Raw genomic sequence first — 25022 nt, 5'->3', positions numbered from 1 at the left:
AAGGCCGCTCCTACAGGCCGAGTGCTGCAGTCAGGTCATGCAGCGATGCGAATACCCGGTCCACAGCTGGCAGCACCGGGCGCTTCAGCACCAGCACCGGCACGCCCAGCTCCCGCGCCACCTCCAGCTTCGGTTCGGTCGCCACGCTGCCGCTGTTCTTGCTGATCAGCACATCGATGCCACGACGCTGGAACAAGGCCCGCTCATCGTCGATATGGAACGGCCCACGCGCGCCAATCACTTCACAGCGCTCGTTGCCAGGGCACGCTTCCAGCGCGCGCAAGGTCCAGAACTGCTCGGGCGGAATTTCAGCCAGGTGCTGCAGCGGCTCACGCCCCAGGGTGAACAAAGGCCGGCGGAACGGCTTGAGGGCGTCGATCAACCCGGCCCAGTCGTCGACCTCGCGCCAGTCGTCCCCCGGCCGTGCCTGCCACGCCGGGCGGCGCAATGCCCAGCAGGCGATACCGGCACTACGCGCCGCGATGGCGGCATTGCGGCTGATCTGCGCGGCGTAGGGGTGGGTGGCATCGATCAGCAAGCTGATGCCCGCCTCGCGCAGGTAGCCGGCCAGGCCCTCGGCACCGCCAAAGCCGCCTACCCGCACCTGGCATTGCAGGTCCTGCGGCACGCGGCCGATGCCGGCCAGGCTGTAGACGTGCTGCGGGCCAAGGCGGCGAGCGATGGCCAGGGCTTCGGTGATGCCGCCCAACAGCAGGATGCGCCCGTTCATGGCACGCCCGCCCGGCCAACGATGCCGCCCTGGCGGTCGATGGCGAATACCTCCACGTGCACCTCGGCCGGCACGATGCTGCGGGCGAAGGCTAGGGCATGGGCGCAAACCGCATCACCCAGCGTAATGCCGGCGGCATGCGCCAGGGCCAGAGCCTGCTGGCTGGTGTTGGCTGCCCGGATCGCCGCCTGCAGCGCTTCGTCAGCGCCGATGTCCGCAGCCCAGCCGGCCAGTTGCGGCAAGTCGATGCTGGAATGACGGCTGTGCAGGTCCATGTGCCCGGCCGCCAGCTTGCTGATCTTGCCGAAGCCGCCACACAGGGTCAGGCGTGGTACTGGCACCTTGCGCAGGTGCTTGAGCACCGCGCCGACGAAGTCACCCATTTCGATCAGGGCGATTTCCGGCAGGCCATAGACGCGGCGCATGGTGTCCTCGCTGGCGTTGCCGGTGCATGCAGCAATGTGCGTGTAGCCATTGGTGTGGGCCACGTCGATGCCCTGGTGGATCGAGGCGATGTAGGCCGCACAGGAAAACGGCCGCACGATGCCGCTGGTACCGAGGATCGACAGCCCGCCAAGAATGCCCAGGCGCGGGTTCATGGTTTTCAGCGCCAGCTGCTCGCCGCCCTGCACATTGACGGTGACTTCGAAGCCACCGGCATAACCGCATTCGTCCGCCAGGCTTTGCAAGTGCTCGCTGATCATGCGCCGCGGCACCGGGTTGATGGCCGGCTCACCCACTGCCAGCACCAGCCCCGGGCGGGTCACGGTGCCGACACCGGTGCCGGCGACAAAGCGGATGCCTGGTTCGGCCAGCAGGCGCACCTGGCTGTAGAGCAGGGCGCCGTGGGTCACGTCCGGGTCGTCGCCGGCATCCTTGAGCGTGCCCGCCTCGGCACTTTCGCCGTTCAGGCGGCAGAACTCCAGGCGCATCTGCACCACCTTGCCCTTGGGCAGGGTGATACTCACGGCATCGCTGCTTGTGCCGCTCAGCAGCAGGCGAGCGGCTGCCAGGCTGGTGGCGGTGGCGCAGCTGCCGGTGGTCAGGCCGCTGCGCAGGGGGGCGGGCTGTTCACGGGTTTCTTCACGCATCGGCGGGCTTCACGACGTCCAGCAGGGTGATCGGCAGCGCCTGGCGCCAGGTGTCGAAGGCGCCCAGTGGCTGGGCATGCGCGACGTGGATGCGGGTCAGCTCACCGCCGTGGCGTTCGCGGAACTGCGCCAGGGCCAGTTCGCTCTGCAGGGTCACTGCATTGGCTACCAGGCGGCCGCCGGGGCGCAGGCTTGCCCAGCACAGGTCGAGCACGCCGTCGCGGGTGACGCCGCCGCCGATGAAGATGGCGTCGGGTTGTTCCAGGCCGTGCAGTGCTGCCGGGGCCTTGCCGCGTACCAGTTGCAGGCCGGGTACCCCCAGCGCATCGCGGTTGTGCTCGATAAAACCCTGGCGACCCTCGTCGGCCTCGATGGCCAGGGCCCGACAGGCGGGGTGGGCGCGCATCCATTCGATACCGACCGAGCCACAGCCCGCGCCGACGTCCCACAATAGTTGGCCGGGCTGTGGCGCCAGGCGGGCGAGGGTGATGGCACGGACATCGCGCTTGGTCAGCTGGCCGTCGTGGCGGAAGGCGCTGTCCGGCAGCCCGGCGAGACGGTGCAGGTGAGCGGCGTGTGGCGCAGCCCGGCATTCGATGGCCACCAGGTTGAGCGCAGCGACCTGGGCATGTGGCCAATCCTCGGCGGAGCCGGACAGTTCCCGTTCCGCTGCCCCGCCCAAATGCTCGAACATCCTCAGCCGGCTTGGCCCGAAACCACGTTCGCGCAGCAGCGCAGCAATCGCCGCCGGGCTGTCGCCGTCGTTGCTCAGCACCAGCAGGCGCGCGCCACTGTGCAGCTGGGCATTCAGTGCAGACAGCGGGCGGGCGACCAGTGACAGCACCTGCACGTCCTGCAGTGGCCAACCCAGGCGGGCGGCGGCCAGGGCGCAGGACGAGGGCATCGGCAGCACGTGCATTTCTGTTTCAGGCACCTGGCGTGCCAGGCTGGCACCGACGCCGTAGAACATCGGATCGCCGCTGGCCAGCACGCACACCGGTTCGCCGCGCAGGGCCAGCACCGGGGCGAGGGAGAACGGGCTCGGCCAGCCCAGCCGCTCGCCGGCCACGCAGCGCGGCAGCAGAGCCAGCTGGCGCGGGCTGCCGAAGATCCGCGCCGCGCCCAGCAGCGCGCGCCGGGCCTGCTTGCCCAGGCCGCTGAAGCCGTCTTCGCCGATGCCTACTACTGTCAGCCAGGGTGCCATGTATTTCATTCCGCCATGATTGGGGCCGCTGCGCGCCCCTGAATTTCTGCTCAATCGCTGATGATGCTCGACCACCGGCTTTTCATGCCGCCGGACAAAGCAGGCATAATACCGCGCCTTCTACACTCAAGCGCATTTTCACAGACTGCCGGATACCCCATTGACGCAGGCCCATACCCCCCAAGTTGCGCCCCGCCCCTCGGCCTGTCCGGGGTTGTGGCGTATCGTCAGTGCCCGTGATGGCGGTATTTGCCGCATCAAGCTGGCGGGTGGCCTATTGCTAGCCGACCAGGCCGACGCGGTGGCGACGGCGGCCGAGCGTTTTGCCGGCGGTGTGATCGAGGCCACCAACCGCGGCAACCTGCAGATCCGCGGCATCGGCAGCGATCACCAGGGCCTGGTCGAGGCCCTGCTCGCTGCCGGCCTGGGCCCGCGTGATGCCGCTGGCGACGATGTGCGCAACCTGATGCTCAGTCCGCTGGCTGGCCACGATCCGGCCATGCTGCTGGACGCTCGACCGTTGGCCGGGCAGATCCTCGACCTGCTGGAAGATACCCCGCGCTTTCACCAGTTGTCGGCCAAGTTCGCCGTGCAGCTGGATGCCGGTGAGCGTCTGGCCATGCTCGAACATCCCCATGACCTGTGGTTGTCGGCTTTGCATCTGGAGCAGCAGGCCTGGCTGGCGTTCGGCCTGGCGGGCTGCCCGGCTGACGGCCAGGTGCTCGGGGCGGTGCCAGTGGAGCAGGGCTTGATGTTGGTGCGTGCCGTGCTGGAGCGCTTCCTCGACCTGGCCACCCCGGCCCAATCGCGCATGCGCCAATTACTTGCAGTGTGTTCGCCAAGCGATTTCATCGACGGCCTTGGCCTGGCGATCCGCCGCGATGCCGCCGTGCTCGGCTGGCGACGTGAAGCGTACGATGCCCCGTGGCTGGGTGTACTGCCCCAGGCGCAGGGGCTGGCCGTGGGCGTTGCCCCGCCGCAGGGCCGGCTGACCCCGAGCATGCTGCGCGGGGCCGCACATGTCGCTCGTGAACTGGGCGATGGCAGCCTGCGTCTGAGCCCCTGGCAGAGCCTGGTGATGACCAATATCCAGGGGCAAGCCGTCGCCCAGGCCCAAGCCGCCCTGGGCGCCCTGGGCCTGCTGTGCCACGCGCATGAGCCACTGGCCCGGATCAGTGCCTGCACCGGCAGCGGTGGTTGTGCCAAGGCCCTCGGCGAAACCAAGGCCGACGCCGTCACCCTGGCCGCGTTGCTCGGCCCGGGCGCGCCCGGCAGCGTGCATTTGTCCGGTTGCACCCGATCCTGCGCCGTGGCCCATGTTGCCCCGGCCACCCTGCTGGCCCGATCGCCGGGCCGTTATGACCTGTACCAGCGTGACCCAAGCCAGCCGGGCTTCGGCGCCCTGCGCGCCACCGACCTTACCTTGAATGAAGCAGGCGCCATGCTCGACCTGCCGACGGAGCACCTTGATGATTGACTACATCCGCGATGGCCAGGAGATCTATCGCAATTCCTTCCGGATCATCCGTGAGGAAGCCCGACTCGAGCGGATCCCCGCAGACCTCGAAAAGCTCGCCGTGCGGGTGATCCACGCCTGCGGCATGGTCGAGGCCATCGATGGCCTGCAGTTCTCCGAAGGTGCCGGCCGCGCCGGGCGTGAAGCGCTGCAGAAGGGGGCGCCGATCCTGTGCGATGCGCACATGGTGGCCGAAGGCATCACCCGCGCGCGCCTGCCAGCCGACAACCAAGTGATCTGCACCCTGCGCGACCCGAGCGTGCCGGGCCTGGCGAAAGAAGCCGGCAATACCCGTTCCGCCGTGGCCCTGGAGCTCTGGCGGCCGTACCTGGAAGGCAGCGTGGTGGTGATCGGCAATGCCCCTACTGCACTGTTCTACCTGCTGGAAATGCTCGATGCCGGCGCCCCCAAGCCGGCATTGATCCTCGGCTTCCCGGTCGGTTTCGTCGGTGCCGCCGAGTCCAAGGCGATGCTCGCCGCCGACAGCCGTGGCGTGCCGTTCGTGATCATGCAGGGCCGCCTGGGCGGTAGCGCGATGGCCGCCGCTGCGGTCAACGCCCTGGCCACGGAGGTGGAATGATGGCGCCGCGTGGACGTCTGCTTGGCCTGGGCGTAGGCCCTGGCGACCCTGAACTGATTACCCTGAAAGCCCTGCGCCTGCTGCGTGAAGCGCCGGTGGTCGGCTATTTCGTGGCCAAGGGCAAGCGCGGCAATGCCTTCGGCATCATCGAGGCGCACCTGCAGCCCGAGCAGACCTTGCTGCCGCTGGTCTACCCGGTCACTACCGAAGCCCTGCCGGCGCCGTTGTCCTATGAACAGGTGATCAGCGACTTCTATGACGAGGCCAGCGTACAGGTGGCCGAGCATCTGGATGCCGGCCGCGACGTGGCGGTGATCTGCGAAGGCGACCCGTTCTTCTACGGTTCCTACATGTACCTGCACGACCGCCTGGCGCAGCGTTACGAGGCCGAAGTGGTTCCCGGCGTCTGTTCGATGCTCGGCGGTGCCTCGGTACTGGGCGCGCCGCTGGTGTATCGCAACCAGAGCCTGTCGGTGCTGTCTGGCGTGTTGCCCGCTGAAGAGCTTCGTCGTCGCCTGGCCGACGCCGATGCGGCGGTGATCATGAAGCTTGGCCGCAACTTCCCCAAGGTGCGCGAGGTGCTGGCTGAACTGGGCCTGGACGGCCGCGCGCTGTATGTAGAGCGGGCGACCATGGCCAACCAGAAGATCGTGCCGCTGGATCAGGTCGACCCACAGTCGTCGCCGTACTTCTCGCTGATCATCGTGCCGGGTGAAAAATGGCAGGGCTGAACATGCACAAGGCTCCGGCGATTGTCATTCTGGGCCAGGGCAGCCTGGCCACGGCGCAGCGTATCCGGCAATGTTATCCACAGGCGTCGATCCATGGCCTGCAAGGCCGGGTCGAAGGGGCCGACCTTTCCTACAGTGCGTTCGGCGATACCTTGCGGGCGCTGTACCTGCAGGACACGCCGATCATTGCCCTCTGTGCTGCAGGGATCGTGATTCGCAGCCTGGCCAGCCTGCTCAGCGAGAAGGGCGTGGAACCACCGGTGCTGGCGGTGGCTGAAGACGGCAGCGCCGTGGTACCGCTGCTCGGCGGCCTGGCGGGCGTGAACCTGATGGCGCGCGAAATCGGCGAAGCGTTGGGCGTTGCTGCGGCGATTACCACCAGTGGCGAACTGCGTTTCGGGACCTGCCTGCTGAGCCCGCCGCAGGGCTATGCGCTGGCAGATATCGAGCAAGGCAAGCGCTTTGTTTCCGACCTGCTGGCGGGTGAAGCAGTGCGCATCGAAGGGGATGCGCCGTGGTTGCAGCAGGCACAGCTGCCTGCCAGTGACGAGGCCCGGCGCACCATCCATGTGGGGCATCAGGCGCGTCCAGCCGACCGCAACGAACTGCTGATTCACCCGCGCTCGGTGGTAGTGGGTGTTGCCGGTGGCAATCTGCACGGCATTCGCGCCGCCTTGCAGCAGGCCGGTATCGCCGAGCCTTCGCTGGCATGTGTGCTGGCGGACGAACAAGCCATGGCCGATAGCGCACTGCACGAAGCCGCCCAGGCACTGGGCGTTGCCTTGCGTTTTGCCGCCAAGCCGCAGGATGTCGCCGGCATGCTGGCCGAAGCATTGCCAGACGCGCAACTGATCGAGGTGGCCGACATGGTCATCGCGGTGGCACCTGCACCGGTCGAGGTGGCGCGGGTTGGCCGCCGTCGTGGGCGCCTGGCGGTGATCGGCCTCGGCCCGGGCGCTGCCGAGCTGATGGTACCGGCGGTCAAGGCCGAGCTGGCGCGGGCCGAAGATGTGCTGGGTTACGAAACCTACGTACGCATGGCCGGCCCGTTCCGGGACGATCAGGTACTGCATTGCACCGACAACCGCGAAGAGATGCAGCGCGCCCGGCATGCCTTCGAACTGGCGGCCCAGGGCCGTTCGGTGGTGGTGGTGTCATCGGGCGACCCGGGCGTGTTCGCCATGGCGGCTGCGGTACTTGAGGCGCTGCATGAATCCAGCGACCCTGCCTGGCATCGCGTTGACCTGGAGATCCTGCCGGGGGTGTCGGCCTCGCTGGCGACGGCCGCGCAGGCTGGAGCGCCACTGGGGCATGACTTCTGCGTGATGTCGCTGTCGGACAACCTCAAGCCCTGGTCGATCATTGAAAAGCGCCTGGACCTGACGGCGCAGGCCGACCTGGTGCTGGCGTTCTACAACCCGATTTCCAAAGCCAGGCCGCATCAGCTCGGCGTGGCGCTGGAGGTGGTGCGTCGGCATCGTGACGGGAATACACCGGTAGTCCTTGGCCGCGACATCGGTAGGCCGGGGCAGACGCTGAAGGTAGTCACATTGGCCGAGTTGGTGCCCGAAATGGTCGACATGCGCACCATGGTGCTGGTCGGTTCGTCCCATACCTGCACTTTCGGCCGTGCCAATGGCGGCTCATGGGTGTATACGCCGCGCTGGTACGGCAACCAGCCCTGAGGGGGCACGCCGGGCAGCTTAGGAAGGGTTTCGCGGCAAGGTTTGCGGCTGGAGCCATGCGGCTCCAACCCTTTCCTTGAGCCTTTTCGGAGCGCAACGGGCAGCGGGTGATTCACGACCTGCAGCTCTAGGGTGCCAGGTAGCCTTTGATACCGGTGAAGATGATCTGGGCAGCCAGGGCACAGACGAACAGCCCCATCAGCCGGCTGACGATCTGCAGGCCCTGGTCGCCCAGGATGCGCTCGATGCGGTGTGAGAGGTACAGCACCAGGCCGACGGTGAAGCTGGCCAGTGCAATGCTGACAATGGCCAGCACCTTGTCGTCCCAGTGTGGGTGGCCCACCCCCATCACCAACAACGCACCGATGGTACCGGGGCCCACGGTCAGCGGGATGGTCAGTGGTACGATGGTGACGTCCTGCTGCACGTTGTCTGCCTGAACCGCCGACTTGCCTTGGGCCATGCCCAGTGCCGAGATGAACAGCACGCTGCCGGCGCCGATGCGGAAGGCGTCGGCGGTGATGCCGAAGATACCGAAGATCGCTCGCCCGAACAGGTACAGCAGGACACTGGCGACGAGCGCGGCAATCGCTACCTTCCAGGCCAGTTGCTTGCGCTCCTTGCTGGAGTAGCCGCGGGTCAGGCTGATGAAGCACGACAGCACGAAGAACGGGCTGTAGAGCACGAGCATTTTCAGGTAGACGCTGAACAACTCATGGAGCATGGGGTAGCCCCTGGCAGGAAAGGTGTGGGCAAGTGTATCAGCAGCATCAGGGTTGCCTGTACAGACAATACCGATCAGGAGGTAGGCGCCGGGTCCACCTTGGTTTCCCGCTGATTGGCCCAATACTGGATCAGCTCGCGCAACTGCGACAATTCCACCGGTTTGGCCATGTGCCCGTCCATCCCGGCCAGGCGCGCGCGTTCCTTGTGTTCGGCAAGAATGTGCGCGGTCAGCGCCACCACCGGGGTGCGCTGGCGCTGGTTGGCGGCTTCCCAGGCACGTAGTTGTTGGGTGGCCGAGAAGCCATCCAGTATCGGCATTTCGCAGTCCATCAGCACCAGGTCATAACGCTGCGCCTTCATCGCCTGCAAGGCTTCTTCGCCATTGCTGGCGGTGTCGGGCTCGAGGTTGAGCTTGCCCAGCATGCCACGGATCACCTTGGTCGAAATGCTGTTGTCCTCGGCGACCAGTACGCGGAAGTCGCCAGGCAGCTCCAGCGCCTGTGCGGTACCGGGCGGGCTGGCAGGGATGGCCTGCTCGCGACCGCGCTGGGCCAGTTCTTCGGCGAGGGTGGTCTTCAGGGTGTAGCCGGCCACCGGCTTGGCGAGGATCCGCTTGACCCCGGCGTTGCGCGCAATGATCTTGCTCGGTGCGTTGCTGATACCGGTGAGCATCACCACCAGGATGTCGTGGTTCAGGCTCGGGTCTTCCTTGATCTTGGCGGCCAGTTGCATGCCGGTCATGCCCGGCATGTTCTGGTCCAGCAGCACGGCGTCGAAGTAGTCGCGCAGATGGGCCTTGGTGCGCAGCAGGGCCAGGGCTTCCTTGCCCGACGGCACCGCGCTGACGTTCATGCCCCAGGCGCTGCACTGTTGTACCAGCACCTTGCGGCAGGTGTCGTTGTCGTCCACCACCAGCACGCGGGCGTCACGCAGCGGGCCGTCGAGGTCGGCCGGCGGCTGCTCCAGGCGCGAAGGGTCGAGTGGTAGCGCCAGCCACAGGGTATTGCCCATGCCGCTGCTGCTCTTGATGCCGAACTCGCCTTGCATCAGGCCGATCAACTGCTTGGCAATGACCAGCCCGAGGTGGCCGCCCAGCTTGTTGCTGGACAGGAAGTGGTGGCTGTGCAGTTCGGCTTGCAGCAAGGCTTCGCGATCGGCAGCGGGCATCGGCTCGCCGCTGTCCTGCACGGCAATGCGCAGGCGCGGTACCTCGCCCCGCTGGTCCAGCGCCACTACCAGCAGGATTTCGCCCTGATCGGTGTTCTTCAAGGCGTTTTCCAGCAGGCTCGACAAGGCCTGGCGCAGGCGTGTGGGATCGCCGCTGATCACCCTTGGAACTTGTGGTTGGGTAAAGCTGATCAGCTCGACGTTCTGCTGCTCGGCCTTGGCGCGGAAGATGTTCAGGCAATCCTCGATCAGCGCATTGAGGTCGAACTGCACGTCATCCAGTTCGATCTGCCGGGACTCCAGCTTGGAGATGTCGAGAATCTCGTTGATCAGCGTGAGCAGTTCGTTGCCGGCGCTGTGGATGGTCTGCACATAATCGCGCTGCTTGACCGACAACGGGGTGCCCAGCAGCAATTCGGTCATGCCCAGCACCCCGTTCATCGGCGTACGGATTTCGTGGCTGATCTTGGCCAGGAATTCGGCCTTGGCGTTGATTTCGGCATTGCTGGCGGCCAGGGCGCGGCTGGCGCTGAAGCGCTCCTCGCTCATTCGCCGCAGACGTTCGCTGACCGCCAGGTTGAGCAGCAGGCCGCTGGCCACGGTCAAGCCCAGGAGGATGCACAGCAGCCAGGGTGTCGGTGTGCGGGTGAGGCCGAGCAGCGCCGGCAACAGCACCAGGCCGCCGAGGTTGAACACCACCATCGCCAGGCTGAACACCCGCGCCGGGGCATAACCCTTGTACCAGTGATAACTGCTGACCAGCAGCATGCTGACGCTACCCAGGGCCATCAGGGCGTAGGTCATCAGGTTCAGCGGCAGGGTGTCGACGAACAGCAGTACCAGCCCGCTGACACCGACCACCAGCATGTCGCCCTGCAGCAGGCGATTCAGCCGCGGTGAGTTGCACGGTGCGAAGAAGTGTTGGGTGAAATACAGCCCCGCCAGGCCGGCCAGGACCAGCGTGAGGTAGGCGGCGGGCGTCTGTGCGCTGTGCCAGACGTGCCACCAGGGGCCGCTGAGGTTCAGCAGGATCAGGCCGCTGAGCAGCATCAGGCCATGGTAGAGGGCCAGGATCAGGGCGGTGCTGGAGCGGCTGTAGAAGAAGCGGATCAGGTTATGCAGGATCAGCATCACCAGGCCGCCGAACAGCATGCCGAACAGCAGCGGCTGGCGTTGGTCGGAGGCGGCCACGGCCGCAGGCTCCAGGCTGATGGCCGGGCGCAGCTGGTGTTCAGAGACCAGGCGCAGGTAGATGTCCACCGGTTGCTTGCTGTTGGGCAGGGGTAATACATGGTCGCTGCCACGCAGGGTCGGGCTGGCATTGCCAGCCTGGCGGCCGTGGTGCAGCTGACGCAGAAGCTTGTCGCCTTCGAGGGCGTAGAGGTCCAGGCCAGACAGGTCTGGGGCGAACACCCGCAGCAGTTGTTCCTGCTCGCTGGGGTCCAAACGGTAGTGCAGCCACATGGCCTGTTCCGCCGGAGCGGCATCCAGGTCGGCGAGGGCCAGCGGGCTGAACTGGTTGCGGTAACGCTCGGAGCGCACGTCGCTCAGTTGCAGGTTGGCCTGTTCGTCGAGCAGCACGGCCCAGCCTCCGTCATGTTCGGCGGCAGCCGGGAACAGGCAGAGCAGGGTCAGCAAGCTGACGATCAGAACTGAGGCAATCCGAAGCCGACGCACTACGAAATCCCTTCTTAGCCTAGGTGCCAGGTAGTAACTATGCGCGGCGCGCCAAGTCGAAGGCAAGGCCCGCGCGGGGCCCTGTCGACGAGCCGGGGGCCGTGCGCCTGGGTTCTTCCAACCCTGGGCGTCACGGCGCTCCGGTAAAGCTTACTGCTGGTGCTCACCGCGCTCGCGGGCAATGGCCCGGTAGCCGATGTCGCTACGGTAGAAACTGCCGTTCCAGCTGACTTCCTTGGCCAGGCGATAGGCCTGCTGCTGGGCGTCGGCAACGCTGGCACCCATGGCGGTGGCGCAGAGCACGCGGCCACCGTTGGTGACCACCTGGCCGTCTTTCAGCGAAGTACCGGCATGGAATACCTTGCCTTCGATCTTGGCCGCTGCTTCCAGGCCGTTGATCACATCACCCTTGGCATAGTCGCCCGGGTAACCGCCGGCGGCCAGCACCACGCCCAGGCTCGGGCGCGGGTCCCACTGGGCTTCGACCTTGTCCAGCGCCTTGGCGAATGCAGCCTCGACCAGCAGCACCAGGCTCGACTCCAGACGCAGCATGACCGGCTGGGTTTCCGGGTCGCCGAAGCGGCAGTTGAACTCGATGACCTTGGGGTTGCCCGCCTTGTCGATCATCAGGCCGGCGTAGAGGAAGCCGGTGTAGAGGTTGCCTTCTTCGGCCATGCCACGCACGGTCGGCCAGATTACCTGGTCCATCACGCGCTGGTGCACTTCGGCGGTGACCACCGGGGCAGGGGAGTAGGCACCCATGCCGCCGGTGTTCGGGCCGGTGTCCTGGTCGCCGACGCGCTTGTGGTCCTGGCTGGTGGCCATGGGCAACACGTTCTGGCCATCGACCATGACGATGAAGCTGGCTTCCTCGCCGTCGAGAAACTCTTCGATGACCACGCGCGAACCGGCGTCACCGAAGGCATTGCCGGCCAGCATGTCGCGCACGGCGGCTTCGGCCTCCTCGAGGGTCATGGCGACGATCACGCCCTTGCCGGCGGCCAGGCCATCGGCCTTGATCACGATCGGCGCGCCTTTTTCCTGCAGGTAGGCCAGGGCGGGCTCGATTTCGGTGAAGTTCTGGTAGTCGGCGGTTGGAATCTTGTGCCGGGCCAGGAAGTCCTTGGTGAAGGCCTTGGAGCCTTCCAGCTGGGCCGCGCCCTTGGTCGGGCCGAAGCAATCCAGGCCACGGCTGCGGAACAGGTCGACGACACCGGCGACCAGCGGCGCTTCCGGGCCGACGATGGTCATTTGTACGTTCTGCTCGGCGAAATCGGCCAGTTGCTCCAGCGCGTTGACGTCGATAGCGACGTTTTCGCACTTGGCTTCGGTGGCGGTGCCGGCGTTGCCCGGGGCAACGAAGACTTTCTCGACACGTGGGTCCTGGGCGACTTTCCAGGCCAGGGCGTGTTCACGACCGCCGCTGCCGATGATCAAAACTTTCATGTCAAAACCTCGAGTTCTTTCGGGCGAGAGGCAAAACCTCACGCTGTACGAGGTCGCAATGAAGCAGGTAGATGCAAGGCGGGGCCGGTTGCGATGAGCGGAGTTGCCTTCTGGCAATGAGCATCAGCGAAACCGGCCCCAACGCAGCAGATGCCTGCTTCAGTGCGGCCGATTGCCGTAAATCAGTGGCGGAAGTGGCGCATGCCGGTGAAGACCATGGCGATGCCAGCTTCGTCAGCGGCAGCAATCACCTCGGCATCGCGCATCGAGCCACCTGGCTGGATCACGGCGCTGATACCCACTTTAGCTGCGTTGTCGATGCCGTCACGGAACGGGAAGAACGCATCCGATGCCATGACAGCACCCTGCACCTGCAAGCCGGCGTGTTCAGCCTTGATGGCCGCGATGCGGGCGGAGTTGACGCGGCTCATCTGGCCGGCACCGACGCCGATGGTCTGGCGCTGCTTGGCGTAGACGATGGCGTTGGACTTGACGAACTTGGCCACTTTCCAGGCGAATACCAGGTCGTGGATCTCTTGCTCGGTCGGTGCACGCTTGGTCACGATCTTCAGGTCATCGGCGCTGATCATGCCGATATCGCGGCTCTGCACCAGCAGGCCACCGTTGACGCGCTTGAAGTCCCAACCGGCAGCGCGCTCGGCTGGCCACTCGCCGCATTCCAGCAGGCGTACGTTCTGCTTGGCGGCAACCACGTCGCGGGCGGCCTGGGAGATTTTCGGTGCGATGATCACTTCGACGAACTGGCGGTCGACGATGGCCTTGGCGGTTTCGCCATCCAGCTCGCGGTTGAAGGCGATGATGCCACCGAACGCCGATTCGGTGTCGGTCGCGTAGGCCAGGTCGTAGGCCTTGCGGATACCGCCTTCTTCTTCAGGTACTACGGCCACGCCGCACGGGTTGGCGTGCTTGACGATGACGCAGGCTGGCTTGACGAAGCTCTTCACGCATTCCAGCGCGGCATCGGTGTCGGCCACGTTGTTGAACGACAGCTCCTTGCCCTGCAGCTGGATGGCGGTGGAAACGCTGGCTTCACCCTTTTTCGCCTCGACGTAGAACGCCGCGCTCTGGTGCGGGTTCTCGCCGTAGCGCATTTCCTGGGCCTTGACGAACTGGCTGTTGAAGGTGCGCGGGAATTCGCTGCGGCCTTCGGTGCTCAGGGTCTCCTTGGCCTGGTCGATGGTGCCCATGTAGTTGGCGATCATGCCGTCATAGGCAGCGGTGTGCTCGAACGCCTTGAGCATCAGGTCGAAACGCTGGGCGTAGGTCAGGCCACCGGCCTTGAGGCCTTCGACGATGCCGGCGTAGTCGCTGGCGTTGACCACGATGGCCACGTCCTTGTGGTTCTTGGCAGCCGAACGGACCATGGTCGGGCCGCCGATGTCGATGTTCTCGATGGCGGTCGGCAGATCACAGCCAGGCTTGGAAATGGTGGCTTCGAACGGGTACAGGTTGACTGCTACCAGGTCGATCGGCTTGATGCCGTGCTCGTTCATGATGGCGTCGTCGATACCGCGACGGCCGAGGATGCCGCCGTGGATTTTCGGGTGCAGGGTCTTGACCCGGCCATCCATCATTTCGGCGAAGCCGGTGTAGTCGGCCACTTCCACCGCGTTGACGCCGTTGTCCTTGAGCAGCTTGTAGGTGCCACCGGTGGACAGGATCTCGACACCGAGCTGCTGCAGCTCACGGGCGAATTCGAGGATACCGGTCTTGTCGGAGACGCTGATCAGGGCGCGGCGGACTGGCAGGCGGGTAGTCTGGTCGGTCATTTCGGGTTCCAATAACGCGGTGGAGTCAGCAAAAAAGGCGCCTCTGTTCAGGGAGCCGCCTTTTCTGGTTGGGATTCTGGCTTACAGCAAGTCGTACTGCTTGAGCTTCTTGCGCAGGGTGCCTCGGTTCAGCCCGAGCATCTCGCTGGCCTTGGTCTGGTTGCCCTTGACGTAGTTCATCACGCTTTCGAGCAGGGGCGCCTCGACTTCGGACAGCACCAGGTTGTACACGTCCGTCACGGTCGCGCCTTCCAGGTGGGCGAAGTAGTTGTGCAGCGCCTTCTCGACGCTGTCGCGAAGGGTCTGGCCTTCTTCGCTCGGCGTGTTCAGGTGCTGTTTCAGGTTGGCGTTGTCGCTCACGGGCGTTGTTCCACTCACAAATGTCTCGGTCATCATCGTCATGCGGCCACCCCTTGTCCGTCCTCTGTCTCAAGGCTCTGTCGACGTTCGCTGAAAAACGCACGAACGTTGGCGCACTGCGCTTGTGTGTCTTCCAAAGCGTTGAACCGGGAGCGAAACTCCTTGCCGCCGGGTCGTGTTGCCAGGTACCAGCCAACGTGCTTGCGGGCGATACGTACGCCCATCACATCGCCATAGAAGGCATGCAGCGCTGCCAGGTGCTCCAGCAGGATGCGTTCCACTTCATCCAGTTGCGGCGCTGGCAGATGTTCGCCAGTGCGCAGGTAATGCTCGATCTCGCGAAAGATCCATGGCCGCCCCTGGGCAGCCCGGCCAATCAGCAGGCCATCGACACCGGTGGCGTCCAGCACCGCCCGGGCCTTTTCTGGCGATGTGATATCGCCGTTGGCAAAAACCGGGATCGACACCGCCTGCTTGATGGCAGCGATGGTGTCGTATTCGGCTTCGCCGGTATACAGGTCGGCGCGTGTGCGGCCATGTACCGCCAGCGCCTGGATGCCGGCCTGTTCGGCGATCTTCGCCACGTTCAGGCCGTTCTTGTTCGCCCGGTCCCAGCCGGTGCGAATCTTCAGCGTCACCGGGACGTCCACGGCGCCAACCACGGCGTGGAGAATCTCGCTGACCAAGGCTTCATCTCTCAATAAAGCAGAGCCTGCGGCTTTGTTGCAGACTTTTTTTGCCGGGCAGCCCATGTTGATATCGATGATCTGGGCACCTGCCTCGACATTGGCTTGCGCCGCCGCTGCCATCATCTGCGCATCACCACCGGCGATCTGCACCGAGCGTGGCTCGGGATCACCTTCATGGATGCGGCGCAGGCTCGACTTGCGGCTGTTCCACAGGCTCATGTCGCTGGAGACCATTTCCGACACCACCATGCCGGCGCCCAGGCGCTGGCAAAGGGTACGGAAAGGCTGGTCCGTAACGCCGGCCATGGGCGCGAGGATCAGGTTGTTACGTAGTGTGTATTGGCCGATGCGTACCGCCGACATAGGTGATCCCTGTTGTGGGGCCGAATCTTGGAGTCTGAAAAAGGGTTGGCATGATACCCGCTCTCGGTGACCGGATAAAGATGGGTTTGGATAAAATCTGAACAGTTGTCGGCTTATGCCATTTGGTATGGAGAAGGGCCTGGGGCTGCTTTGCAGCCTTTTCGCGACACGCGGCCGCTGCTACAGGCGAACGCGATCTCCTGTAGCAGCGGCCTTGTGTCGCGAAGGGGCGCAAGGCGCCCCCGCCGGCATGATGTTCATTCCGGCGAACGGAAGCTGAGGCTGTAGTTGACTGCCTTCGGCCCGGGGTCAAGGATGTCCAGGGCGATATGGATCGGGGTCTGGCTGGGCATCTCGCCACGCCCGGCCAGTTCCCCCGAGAGGTACTCGCTGGGCTTGAAGCGTCGGCTGGCGATCAGCTGGCCATTGAGATCGGCGAAGCGCAGCTCCAGCAGCGGGAATGGCTGGGCGAACGGCGCGCGGTTGTAGATGATCGCATCGACGATCAACGCGCCCTTGAAGTCCGGGTGGCTGCGCACCACCAGGTTGCTGCTTTTGATCCGGGCAATATCGACGCGGGTCGGGACTTCGCACCCGACCAACGGGCAGACTTGCTGGAAGAGCGGCCGGTACTGGTCCTGACGGGCCATTTCGTCGAAGTGGAACCACACGTACTGGAACGCCAGCATGCCCGCGGCGAGCAAGGTCAGGAAGCCCCACAGCAGGCGTTTGCCCCAGTTCGGTGCGGGCTTCTCCCAGCCCAGCTGCAATGGGTCGTCGACCACGTCGACCAGCGGCTCCTTGCGTGCCGGGCGCTCTGGCTTGGCGGCAAAGCCTGGTTCCAGGCGTTCGCCGGGCAGCGGCTCGACAGGGTCGTCATCGTGCGCCGACAGGCTCAGCGCCAGCGGTTCCTCGTCGCGCGCGTTCAGGCCTTTTTCCGCAGTTTCGTCATCGCTGGCACGCAGCGGTTCGTCGAAGGCGGGGTGGTCATCGTCGACGGCATGGCGCACCGGCGGCTCATCGTCGAAGTCCAGCTCCAGGCTACCGCCCAGGGTTGGCTCGGTGCGCTCGCCCGGGGCAGGTTCGAGATCCAGCTCCAGCGGCTGCAGCACCGGGGCCGGCTCATCTGCCTGTGGTGGTTCGAAAGGTTCATCGGCGGCCGTGCCGAACAGGTCGTCAGCGTGTTCGTCCGGCTGCAAGTCGTCGCGCCGGGCCTGCAACCCGTCATCCTGCTCGGCCGGGCGTGCCGGTACGGGTTGGCCGCGACGCTCCAGGCGTTCCAGCTCCTTGTCGAGATCGAGGGCGTCCAGTGCCTGGGCGGTGAGTGCCCAGTTTTCGTCGGCAGCGCTGCTGTGCTGGTCGACAGCCGGCTCGTGCGCCACCGTTGGCTCGGCCACCGGCGCGTCAGGCACCGCCGGCTCTGGCGCCGGCACCACAGGTTGACTGGCCGTACTGGTGCGGTTCTGCTCCAGCAACTGCCTGGCAGCATTGAATACCTGCAGGCAGTGGCCGCAGCGCACCACGCCGCGGGCCACGCTCAGTTGGTGGTGAGTGACGCGAAAGCTAGTCTGGCAATGCGGGCACTGGGTGACGAAACTGTCGGTCATGCGGCGATCCGGGAGCTATGCAGAAACGTATTCTAGGCCGGCTTAACGGCGGCGACCACTGATGCGGACCCAGCCGTCGCGCACGACGATCGGGTCCAGCTCGAAGTCGGCGGCATAGGCCGCAGCCACTTCTTCACCCTGTTCGGCGAGGATGCCCGATAGCGCCAGCAGGCCACCGGGGCGCACCAGGCCGGACAGCTGCGGCGCCAGCGACACCAGCGGGCCGGCAAGGATGTTGGCAACCAGCACGTCGGCCTGCATCGCCGGCATGTGCTCGGGCAGGTACAGCGCCAGCTTTTCATCGGCGATGCCATTGCGCTGGGCGTTGTCGCGCGAAGCCTCGATGGCCTGCACGTCGATGTCGGTACCCACCGCCTCGCGGGCGCCCAGCAGCAGCGCGGCGATGGCCAGGATGCCCGAGCCGCAACCGAAGTCCAGCACCTGGGTGCCTTCGAGCTGCTGGCCGTCGAGCCATTCCAGGCACAGGGCGGTGGTCGGGTGGGTGCCGGTGCCGAACGCCAGGCCCGGGTCGAGCAGCAGGTTCACCGCGTCCTTTTCCGGTGCTTCGTGCCAGCTGGGCACGATCCACAGGCGGCGGCCGAAGCGCATCGGCTGGAAGTTGTCCATCCAGCTGCGTTCCCAGTCCTGGTCCTCGATCACCTCGGCCTGGTGCTCGGGCAGCTCGGCACCGGTCAGCAGGCGCAGGTGGGAGAACACCTGCTCGGGCTCGGCATCGGCCTCGAACAGGGCCAGCAGGTGGGTGTGCGACCACAGCGGGGTGGTGTTGAGGTCTGGCTCGAAGATCGGTTGATCCTCGGCATCCATGAACGTGACCGAGACAGCGCCCACTTCGAGCAGGGCGTCTTCGTAGGTTTCGGCTTGTTCCGGGCTGATGGCCAGGCGTACTTGCAGCCAGGGCATGGCGGGCACCTTTGGTAAATCGACAGGGGCAGCCCCAGGCTGCGCGAAGGCTGGCAGTTTACGCGAGTGCGGGGGATTTGTGGATCGGCTTGGCAAGGGGGCGTGCAGCGCCCCCGAAATCCATCAGACAAAACACAGGGAGAGCGACTCGGCTATGTAGGCCGGCTTGTCCTCGCCCTCGATCTCCAGGGTGGCGATCGCCTTGAGCAGCCACTGCCCCGGCTTCTTCTCCGCCACCTCTGCCAGCTCTACCTTCAGCCGCACCTGGCTATCGACCTTGACCGGCTGGATGAAGCGCACGCTGTCCAGCCCATAGTTCACCACCATTTTCAGCCCTTGCGGCAGGACCAGGATGTCCTCGATCAACTTGGGGATCAGCGACAACGTCAGGAAGCCGTGGGCAATGGTGCAGCCGAACGGAGTCTGCGCCGCCTTCACCGGGTCCACATGGATGAACTGGAAATCACCCGTGGCTTCGGCGAACAGGTTGATGCGCTGCTGGTCGATCTTCAGCCAGGCCGAACGGCCCAGTTCCTTACCAACGTACTGCGAAAGCTCTGTAACCGGTACATAGGGCATCGCGGGCTCTCCAAGTTGTCAGTTGGTACGAATGTGCAAGATCAGCACGGCGAACCGTTTCAGTCAAGTTGCAGGTATTTCGGCGAATATCGGTATATGACGGCCACATGCTTATAATGGCAGCCGTGCACGAGGGAGATGCTTATGCTGTTGCGTGGTCTGACCTGGCTGGTGCTGTTCCAGTTGCTGGGTACGGCGATCAACCACTTGTTGGTGCCGTTTCTGCCGGGGCCGATCATCGGCCTGTTGCTGCTGCTGTGTTTTCTCATGGCCCGTGGCGAGGTTGGCAAGCCGCTGAACGAGGCGGCCAGCAGCCTGCTGCGCTACCTGCCGCTGTTGCTGGTGCCGCCGGCAGTAGGGGTGATGGTGTATGCCAGGGACATTGCTGCCGACTTCTGGGCCATCGTCGGGGCGTTGCTGATTTCCTGCCTGGTGACCCTGGCGTTTGTCGGCGTGCTGATGCAAAAGCTCATCCAGCGCCAGGGCCGACGCGAGGAGCAGCCATGATGCTTGACTGGCAAGGCGCGCTGGACGCGGTGGTGCATCATCCCTTGTTCGGTATCGGCATTACCCTCGGCGCCTACCAGGTGGTGCTGGCCGCCTACGAGAAGACCCGCTGGATCTTCTTGCAGCCGGTGCTGGTGTCGATGCTGCTGGTGATCGGCGTGCTGCTGCTGTTCGGCATCGACTACCGCGAGTACCGCAAGAGCACGGAGATCATGAACATCCTGCTGGGGCCTGCCACCGTGGCCCTGGCGGTGCCGCTTTACCTGAACCTGCGGCGTATCCGCCAGCTGTTCTGGCCCATCTTTACTACGCTGGTAATCGGAGGCCTGTTTGCCACGCTGTTCTGCCTGATGCTGGGCTGGTGGTTCGGTGCGGAACACATGATCTTGATGACCATGGCGCCAAAATCGGTGACCTCGCCAATTGCCATGCTGGTGGCCGAGCAGATTGGCGGGGTGGCGGCCCTGGCGGCGGTGTTTGTGTTGATTACCGGCGTGATCGGGGCGATCTTCGGCCCGGCGCTGCTGAGCCGCTTTGGCGTGCACAGTCCCGAGGCGCGCGGCATGGCGTTGGGGGTGACCGCGCACGCGGTGGGTACTTCGGTGGCCCTGCAGGAAAGTGACGAATGCGGCGCCTTTGCCGCGCTGGCAATGAGCCTGATGGGCGTGGCCACGGCGGTGTTCCTGCCGCTGGCGGTCAGCCTGGTGGCTTGAGGATTTGTAATGACGTTACCGCTGTTTCCGCTCAATACCGTGCTGTTTCCTGGCTGCTTTCTCGATCTGCAGATTTTCGAGGCGCGCTACCTGGACATGATCGGGCGCTGCATGAAGCAGGGCGAAGGTTTTGGCGTGGTGTGCATCCTCGAAGGCGAACAGGTCGGCAAGGCGCCGCCGGTAGTGGCCTCGATCGGCTGTGAGGCGGTGATCCGCGACTTCGTGCAGCAGGATAACGGTTTGTTGGGCATTCGCGTCGAAGGTGTGCGGCGTTTCAACCTGGCAAGCACCGAGGTGCAGAAGGACCAGTTGATGATGGGGCAGGTGCAATGGTTGCCGGAGCAGGCGGACAGCCCGTTGCTCGAGGCCGACGATGACCTGCTGGCGTTGCTGGTGGCGCTGGGCGAGCACCCGATGGTCGAAGCCCTGGGCATGCCGCGCCCGGTGGACGGGCGGCAGGCGCTGGCCAACCAGTTGGCGTACCTTTTGCCGTTCATGGAAGAGGACAAGCTGGACCTGCTGGCCCTCGACTCACCGCAGCAGCGCCTGGGCGAGATCCAGAAGCTGCTGGAGCGGATTCAGGGCGAGCTGTTTGCCTGACTGCCTCGCCCTGCTGCTGGCCCTGGCCTTGGGTCGCGGAAGGGCTGCGAAGCAGCCCCAGAACTTCAGCGCAGCCATAAATTGCCGGGGCTGCTTCGCAGCCCTTTCGCGACACAAGGCCGCTCCTACAGGGCGCAATCAGTACTGATAGCGCAACAACGCCTGCGGCAACGCATGCATGGCAAAGAATGCCAGCAACGCGATGCAGGCCGGTACTATCAGCCACCACACCCGCAGTGGCAAGGCCGGCAAGGTTTGCCGCCGCTGTACCAATGCCAGGCTCAGCGCACATACACAGCACGCCAACAGGGCCCCGGCGAGGATGTCGGTCGGCCAGTGAGCCCCCAGGTAAACCCGCGACAGGGCTATCGCCAGCGCCGGAATGCAGCCCAGCATGACCCAGGTCAGGCGCATCCGCGGCGGCTGCCCGCGCCCGGCCAGCACGGCCATGACCAGAAAGAACGCGAACGACGCCGAACTGTGCCCGCTGGGCATGCTGTAGCTGGTCAAGGGGTCGCTGAGTACCTCTGGCCGGGCCCGGGCGAACAGCCATTTCAGGGTGCCATTGGCAAGTGCCGTGCCCATCAGTACGCCAGCGGCGAACAGGGCATGACGCCATTGCCGGGCAAGCAGCAGCAGGCCAGTCAACAGGCCGCCCAAGACCAGTTGAGTGCGGAAATCGCCTAGCCGGGTCACCAGCACCACGGCGCCATCGAAGGCCTGGCTACGGTGCTCCTGCACCAGTGTCATCACGCCTTGGTCGAATTCGTGCAGGTAGGGCCAGCCCAGGAACACCCCGGCCAGTGCCGCCAGGCTCATGCCGGCGATCAGCCGGGTGCCGTGGCGTTGATCGCGGATGCTGGTATTCAGGCTCAGCCCGATGATGACTGCCAGGGTGCCGGCGATGATGCCGGCATCCAGCCAGAAGCCTTCCGGCAACGGCAGGCGCATGGCTGCACCCGTGGCCCAGCCGGGCAGCAGATAGGCCACCGACCAGCCCACGCCGGCCACCAGACTGACGGCGATGAAGCGCGGCAGCGGCATGTCGAACATGCCGGCGACCATCGGCAGCATGGGCCGCAGCGGCCCGATGAAGCGCCCTACCAGCAGGCTGGCGATGCCGTAGCGCTGGAAATAGGCCTCGGCGCTGCCGATCCATTCCGGGTGGTGACGCAGTAGCGGCAGGCGGCGGATGTTCTGATGGAAGTACTTGCCCACGGCATAGGACACGGCGTCACCCAGCAGGCCACCGAGAAAGCCCAGCAGCAGCGTTTCGCCCAGGCTGAAGGTACCGCTGCCGGCCAGCACCGCGACCGCGAACAGCAGCACGGTGCCCGGTACGATGATGCCGGCAATGGCCAGGCATTCGATGCAGGCCACCAGGAAAATTGCCAGGCCAAGCCACTGTGGGTTGGCGCTGAGCCAGCCGGTCAGGCTGTCGAGCCATTGGCCCATGGTTCAGCTTCCTTGTTCGAGAATGAAGAAGTCGCGGCCTTCGACTTGGCCTCGACGCAACGGGTTCCGCGTGCAGAAACGGGCGTATTCGGCATCGACGAAGCGGTAGGGCAGGTGCTCGTCGCGGCCGTACGGGATGCCCAGGCGGGCCGTCTGGATGATCCGCGGCACGGCGTTGCGGCAATCCTCGACGTACAGGCGCTCGGGGTCGAAGCGCTGGGCGTCCCAGTGTGGCACCTTCAGGCCGAGGGCGCGGCACAGCAGCGTCTGCCCGGCGCACAGGCGCTCGGCCGGGCGCAGGTTGCCGCTGGCGTCGGGGTTGTTCAGTTGCATCTGCGCCAGGCTGTTCGGCCCCGAGATGGCGTCCTGCCAAGGGTAGGCGGACTTGATCAGCACCGCGTTGCCCGGCCCGTGGGCGCTGAAGTTAAGCGAGTCGCCGCCGCGCGCGTAGTACATGTAGATGTGCCCGCCATCGAGGAACAGCGCCTTGCGCTTTTCGGTGTAGCCGAGCGAGGCGTGGCTGCCTTTGTCGCTGAGGTAGTAGGCCTCGGTCTCGATGATCCGTGCGGCCAGCCACAGGTCGCCGTGGCGGTGACGGATGACCTTGCCCAGCAGGGCCTTGGCCAGGGTCTGGGCGTCGCGGTCGAAGAAGCTGTCGGGCAGTGCTGGCATGCGGGGCAGTTCGCGGTTGGGAAGGCGGGGATGATAGCAATGAATGACTTAATCGAGGCTGAACCGGTGGGGTGATTGATTGGTATCTGCATGTTTCGGTGTTGGTTGAGCCTAAGGGGTTCGCCTTGGGGCGGGCGGCGCGCGATCTCACAGGCGCCACAAGAAGCGGGTCGAGCCCAGCCATTTTCGACCATCCGCCACCCACCGCTGGGCGTACACCTGCGCGGCAGTTATAATCAGCCGATTTCCCCTTCGCCAAGACACCGAACCCATGACTGAGTCCGTTCTTGACTATATGACCCGCCTGGGTCGCGCTGCCCGTGAGGCTTCCCGGGTGATCGGCCGTGCCAGCACCGCGCAGAAGAACCGCGCCCTGCAAGCTGCCGCCGACGCGCTGGATGCCGCCCGGGCCGAGCTGACCGCCGCCAACGAGCGAGACCTCGCCGCCGGCCGCGCCAACGGCCTGGAGCCGGCCTTGCTCGATCGTCTGGCGCTGACCCCGGCGCGTATCGACGGCATGATCACCGGGCTGCGCCAGGTGGCCAGCCTGCCGGACCCGGTCGGTGCCATCCGCGACATGAGCTACCGCCCATCGGGTATCCAGGTGGGCAAGATGCGCACGCCGCTGGGGGTGATCGGGATCATCTACGAGTCGCGTCCGAACGTGACCATCGATGCTGCCAGCCTGTGCCTGAAGTCGGGTAACGCGACCATCCTGCGTGGCGGCTCCGAAGCCATTCATTCCAACCGTGCGATTGCCACCTGCATCCAGCGTGGCCTGGCCGCAGCCGGCCTGCCGGCGGCCGTGGTGCAGGTGGTGGAAACCACCGACCGCGAGGCCGTGGGGGCACTGATCAGCATGCCGGAATTCGTCGATGTCATCGTGCCTCGCGGTGGCCGTGGCCTGATCGAGCGCATCAGCCGCGATGCCCGTGTGCCGGTAATCAAGCACCTGGACGGCATCTGCCACATCTATGTCAGCCGGCACGCCGATCTGGACAAGGCCTGGCGCGTGGCATTCAACGCCAAGACCTATCGCTACGGTATCTGTGGCGCCATGGAGACGTTGCTGGTCGATCAGCAGGTGGCCGAGCGCTTCCTGCCAGAGATGGCCCGTCGCTTTCAGGAGAAGGGCGTAGAGCTGCGTGGCTGCGAGCGCACCCGGGCCATCATCGAGGCCAAGCCGGCCACCGAGGCCGACTGGCACACCGAGTACCTGGATGCGATCCTGTCGATCCGTGTGCTCGACGGCCTGGACCAGGCCATCGAGCACATCAACCACTATGGCTCGCACCACACCGATTCGATCATCAGCGAACACCAGGGTGAAGCGCGTCAGTTCATGGCCGAGGTCGATTCGGCGTCGGTCATGCTCAATACCCCGACCTGCTTCGCCGACGGCTTCGAGTACGGCCTGGGTGCCGAGATCGGCATCTCCACCGACAAGCTGCATGCCCGCGGCCCGGTCGGCCTGGAAGGCCTGACCTGCGAGAAGTACGTGGTGATCGGCGATGGCCAGCTGCGCGGCCAGGAGTCCTGCTGAGTTGAGCAAGGCCCAGGCAGTCCGGCGCATCGGCATTCTAGGCGGCACCTTCGACCCCGTGCACATCGGCCACCTGCGCAGCGCGCTGGAAGTGGCCGAGTTCATGGGGCTGGACGAGCTGCGCCTGTTGCCCAATGCCCGGCCGCCGCACCGCGGCACCCCGCAGGTGGCCGCCAAGGACCGCCTGGCCATGGTGCAGAGCGCCGTGCAGGGTGTGCCCTGCCTGAGCGTGGATGCTCGTGAGCTGGCACGCGACAAGCCGTCGTACACCATCGATACGCTGGAATCGATCCGCGCCGAACTGGCGGCCAACGACCAGCTGTTCCTGGTGCTGGGCTGGGATGCCTTCTGTGGGCTGCCCGGCTGGCACCGCTGGGAAGAATTGCTGCAACACTGTCACATCCTGGTCCTGCAACGCCCGGATGCCGACGTAGAACCCCCTGACGAGCTGCGCAACCTGCTGGCTGCGCGCTCGGAGAGCGATCCCACCGCCTTGTCCGGCCCGGCGGGAAACATTTCGTTCGTCTGGCAGACGCCGCTTGCGGTGTCGGCTACACAGATCCGACAGCTGCTGGCCAGCGGCAAGTCGGTGAGGTTCCTGGTGCCGGACGCCGTACTGGCCTACATCGAGGCGCACGAACTGTATCGTGCACCTAACTGACGGTGCCTC

General features: G+C 65.4%; 23 protein-coding genes. 9 read left to right on the top strand and 14 right to left on the bottom strand.

What is annotated here, in order from left to right; translation table 11 throughout:
- Nucleotides 1-10: 10 nt before the first annotated feature.
- From HU763_RS21630 to cbiE, 3 genes are read right to left on the bottom strand one after another with little or no spacing between them, the layout of a single operon-like run.
- Nucleotides 11-730 carry a cobalt-precorrin-6A reductase gene (locus HU763_RS21630; RefSeq protein WP_186686532.1) on the bottom strand — a complete coding sequence of 240 codons (720 nt, stop codon included), beginning with the start codon at nt 728-730 and terminating at the stop codon, nt 11-13.
- Nucleotides 727-1821 carry a cobalt-precorrin-5B (C(1))-methyltransferase gene (locus HU763_RS21625; RefSeq protein WP_186686533.1) on the bottom strand — a complete coding sequence of 365 codons (1095 nt, stop codon included), beginning with the start codon at nt 1819-1821 and terminating at the stop codon, nt 727-729. Before HU763_RS21625 ends, HU763_RS21630 begins: the two co-directional genes overlap by 4 nt.
- Complete coding sequence (gene cbiE, locus HU763_RS21620) at nt 1814-3025, bottom strand: precorrin-6y C5,15-methyltransferase (decarboxylating) subunit CbiE (RefSeq protein ID WP_186686534.1); 1212 nt, start codon at nt 3023-3025, stop codon at nt 1814-1816. Before cbiE ends, HU763_RS21625 begins: the two co-directional genes overlap by 8 nt.
- A 145-nt stretch (nt 3026-3170) precedes the next feature.
- Between cbiE and cobG the strand changes: the two genes are divergently transcribed.
- The 4 genes from cobG to cobJ are packed head-to-tail and all read left to right on the top strand — an operon-like array spanning nt 3171 to nt 7537.
- Nucleotides 3171-4502, top strand: coding sequence for a precorrin-3B synthase (cobG, locus tag HU763_RS21615; RefSeq protein ID WP_186686758.1), 1332 nt, complete (start codon nt 3171-3173; stop codon nt 4500-4502).
- Nucleotides 4495-5121, top strand: a complete 627-nt coding sequence (locus tag HU763_RS21610) for a precorrin-8X methylmutase (protein WP_186686536.1) — start codon at nt 4495-4497, stop codon at nt 5119-5121. Before cobG ends, HU763_RS21610 begins: the two co-directional genes overlap by 8 nt.
- Complete coding sequence (locus tag HU763_RS21605; protein WP_170032923.1) at nt 5118-5852, top strand: precorrin-2 C(20)-methyltransferase; 735 nt, start codon at nt 5118-5120, stop codon at nt 5850-5852. The genes HU763_RS21610 and HU763_RS21605 overlap by 4 nt, the downstream gene beginning before the upstream one ends.
- The gene (cobJ, locus tag HU763_RS21600) at nt 5840-7537 is read left to right on the top strand and encodes a precorrin-3B C(17)-methyltransferase (RefSeq protein WP_186686538.1); all 1698 of its coding nucleotides are present in this window, start codon (nt 5840-5842) and stop codon (nt 7535-7537) included. The genes HU763_RS21605 and cobJ overlap by 13 nt, the downstream gene beginning before the upstream one ends.
- Nucleotides 7538-7664: 127 nt before the next feature.
- Here the strand turns inward: cobJ and HU763_RS21595 are convergent, their stop codons facing one another.
- The 9 genes from HU763_RS21595 to HU763_RS21555 all read right to left on the bottom strand — a co-directional run bounded on the left by HU763_RS21595 (nt 7665) and on the right by HU763_RS21555 (nt 18862).
- Nucleotides 7665-8261, bottom strand: a complete 597-nt coding sequence (locus tag HU763_RS21595) for a MarC family protein (protein WP_186686541.1) — start codon at nt 8259-8261, stop codon at nt 7665-7667.
- Between the two features lie 74 nt (nt 8262-8335).
- On the bottom strand, nt 8336-11107 hold the full coding sequence (locus HU763_RS21590) for a hybrid sensor histidine kinase/response regulator (protein ID WP_186686544.1): 2772 nt from the start codon (nt 11105-11107) through the stop codon (nt 8336-8338).
- Nucleotides 11108-11257: 150 nt separating this feature from the next.
- Nucleotides 11258-12553 carry a phosphoribosylamine--glycine ligase gene (gene purD, locus HU763_RS21585; RefSeq protein ID WP_186686547.1) on the bottom strand — a complete coding sequence of 432 codons (1296 nt, stop codon included), beginning with the start codon at nt 12551-12553 and terminating at the stop codon, nt 11258-11260.
- A 182-nt stretch (nt 12554-12735) separates the two neighbouring features.
- Nucleotides 12736-14343 (bottom strand): bifunctional phosphoribosylaminoimidazolecarboxamide formyltransferase/IMP cyclohydrolase, encoded by a 1608-nt coding sequence (purH, locus tag HU763_RS21580; protein ID WP_186686550.1) that lies wholly within the window; start codon nt 14341-14343, stop codon nt 12736-12738.
- Between the two features lie 81 nt (nt 14344-14424).
- Nucleotides 14425-14745, bottom strand: a complete 321-nt coding sequence (gene fis / locus HU763_RS21575) for a DNA-binding transcriptional regulator Fis (RefSeq protein WP_012274390.1) — start codon at nt 14743-14745, stop codon at nt 14425-14427.
- Nucleotides 14742-15755: a tRNA dihydrouridine synthase DusB gene (dusB, locus tag HU763_RS21570; protein ID WP_170032907.1), complete on the bottom strand. Its 1014-nt coding sequence runs from the start codon at nt 15753-15755 to the stop codon at nt 14742-14744. Before dusB ends, fis begins: the two co-directional genes overlap by 4 nt.
- Before the next feature lie 257 nt (nt 15756-16012).
- Entirely contained in the window at nt 16013-17362 is a 1350-nt protein-coding gene (locus tag HU763_RS21565; RefSeq protein ID WP_186686553.1) for a DUF3426 domain-containing protein, read from the bottom strand.
- 42 nt (nt 17363-17404) lie between these two features.
- Complete coding sequence (gene prmA, locus HU763_RS21560; RefSeq protein WP_186686556.1) at nt 17405-18283, bottom strand: 50S ribosomal protein L11 methyltransferase; 879 nt, start codon at nt 18281-18283, stop codon at nt 17405-17407.
- Between the two features lie 123 nt (nt 18284-18406).
- A complete protein-coding gene (locus tag HU763_RS21555; RefSeq protein ID WP_186686559.1) occupies nt 18407-18862 on the bottom strand; it encodes a MaoC family dehydratase in 456 nt (151 codons plus the stop codon).
- Between the two features lie 144 nt (nt 18863-19006).
- Between HU763_RS21555 and HU763_RS21550 the strand changes: the two genes are divergently transcribed.
- From HU763_RS21550 to HU763_RS21540, 3 genes are read left to right on the top strand one after another with little or no spacing between them, the layout of a single operon-like run.
- Nucleotides 19007-19369, top strand: coding sequence for a CidA/LrgA family protein (locus HU763_RS21550; RefSeq protein ID WP_170032900.1), 363 nt, complete (start codon nt 19007-19009; stop codon nt 19367-19369).
- Nucleotides 19366-20082: an LrgB family protein gene (locus HU763_RS21545; RefSeq protein ID WP_186686562.1), complete on the top strand. Its 717-nt coding sequence runs from the start codon at nt 19366-19368 to the stop codon at nt 20080-20082. The genes HU763_RS21550 and HU763_RS21545 overlap by 4 nt, the downstream gene beginning before the upstream one ends.
- A gap of 9 nt (nt 20083-20091) precedes the next feature.
- The gene (locus tag HU763_RS21540; protein WP_186686573.1) at nt 20092-20682 is read left to right on the top strand and encodes an LON peptidase substrate-binding domain-containing protein; all 591 of its coding nucleotides are present in this window, start codon (nt 20092-20094) and stop codon (nt 20680-20682) included.
- A gap of 138 nt (nt 20683-20820) precedes the next feature.
- Here the strand turns inward: HU763_RS21540 and HU763_RS21535 are convergent, their stop codons facing one another.
- Nucleotides 20821-22137, bottom strand: coding sequence for a bifunctional DedA family/phosphatase PAP2 family protein (locus HU763_RS21535; RefSeq protein WP_186686574.1), 1317 nt, complete (start codon nt 22135-22137; stop codon nt 20821-20823).
- Between the two features lie 3 nt (nt 22138-22140).
- Nucleotides 22141-22809 (bottom strand): DNA-3-methyladenine glycosylase, encoded by a 669-nt coding sequence (locus tag HU763_RS21530; protein ID WP_186686575.1) that lies wholly within the window; start codon nt 22807-22809, stop codon nt 22141-22143.
- Nucleotides 22810-23080: 271 nt separating this feature from the next.
- On the opposite strand from HU763_RS21530, the gene HU763_RS21525 reads away from it, so the two are divergent.
- Together HU763_RS21525 and nadD are read left to right on the top strand one after the other, a co-directional pair.
- Nucleotides 23081-24352, top strand: a complete 1272-nt coding sequence (locus HU763_RS21525) for a glutamate-5-semialdehyde dehydrogenase (RefSeq protein ID WP_186686576.1) — start codon at nt 23081-23083, stop codon at nt 24350-24352.
- Nucleotides 24321-25013, top strand: a complete 693-nt coding sequence (gene nadD / locus HU763_RS21520) for a nicotinate-nucleotide adenylyltransferase (RefSeq protein ID WP_186686578.1) — start codon at nt 24321-24323, stop codon at nt 25011-25013. Before HU763_RS21525 ends, nadD begins: the two co-directional genes overlap by 32 nt.
- The last annotated feature ends 9 nt before the right edge of the window (nt 25014-25022 follow it).

Source organism: Pseudomonas anuradhapurensis (genome assembly GCF_014269225.2).
In the GTDB taxonomy this organism is placed as follows: Bacteria; Pseudomonadota; Gammaproteobacteria; order Pseudomonadales; family Pseudomonadaceae; genus Aquipseudomonas; species Aquipseudomonas anuradhapurensis.
The sequence above is the reverse complement of the archived record's forward strand: the minus strand, read 5'-3'. Positions and strand labels throughout refer to the sequence as shown.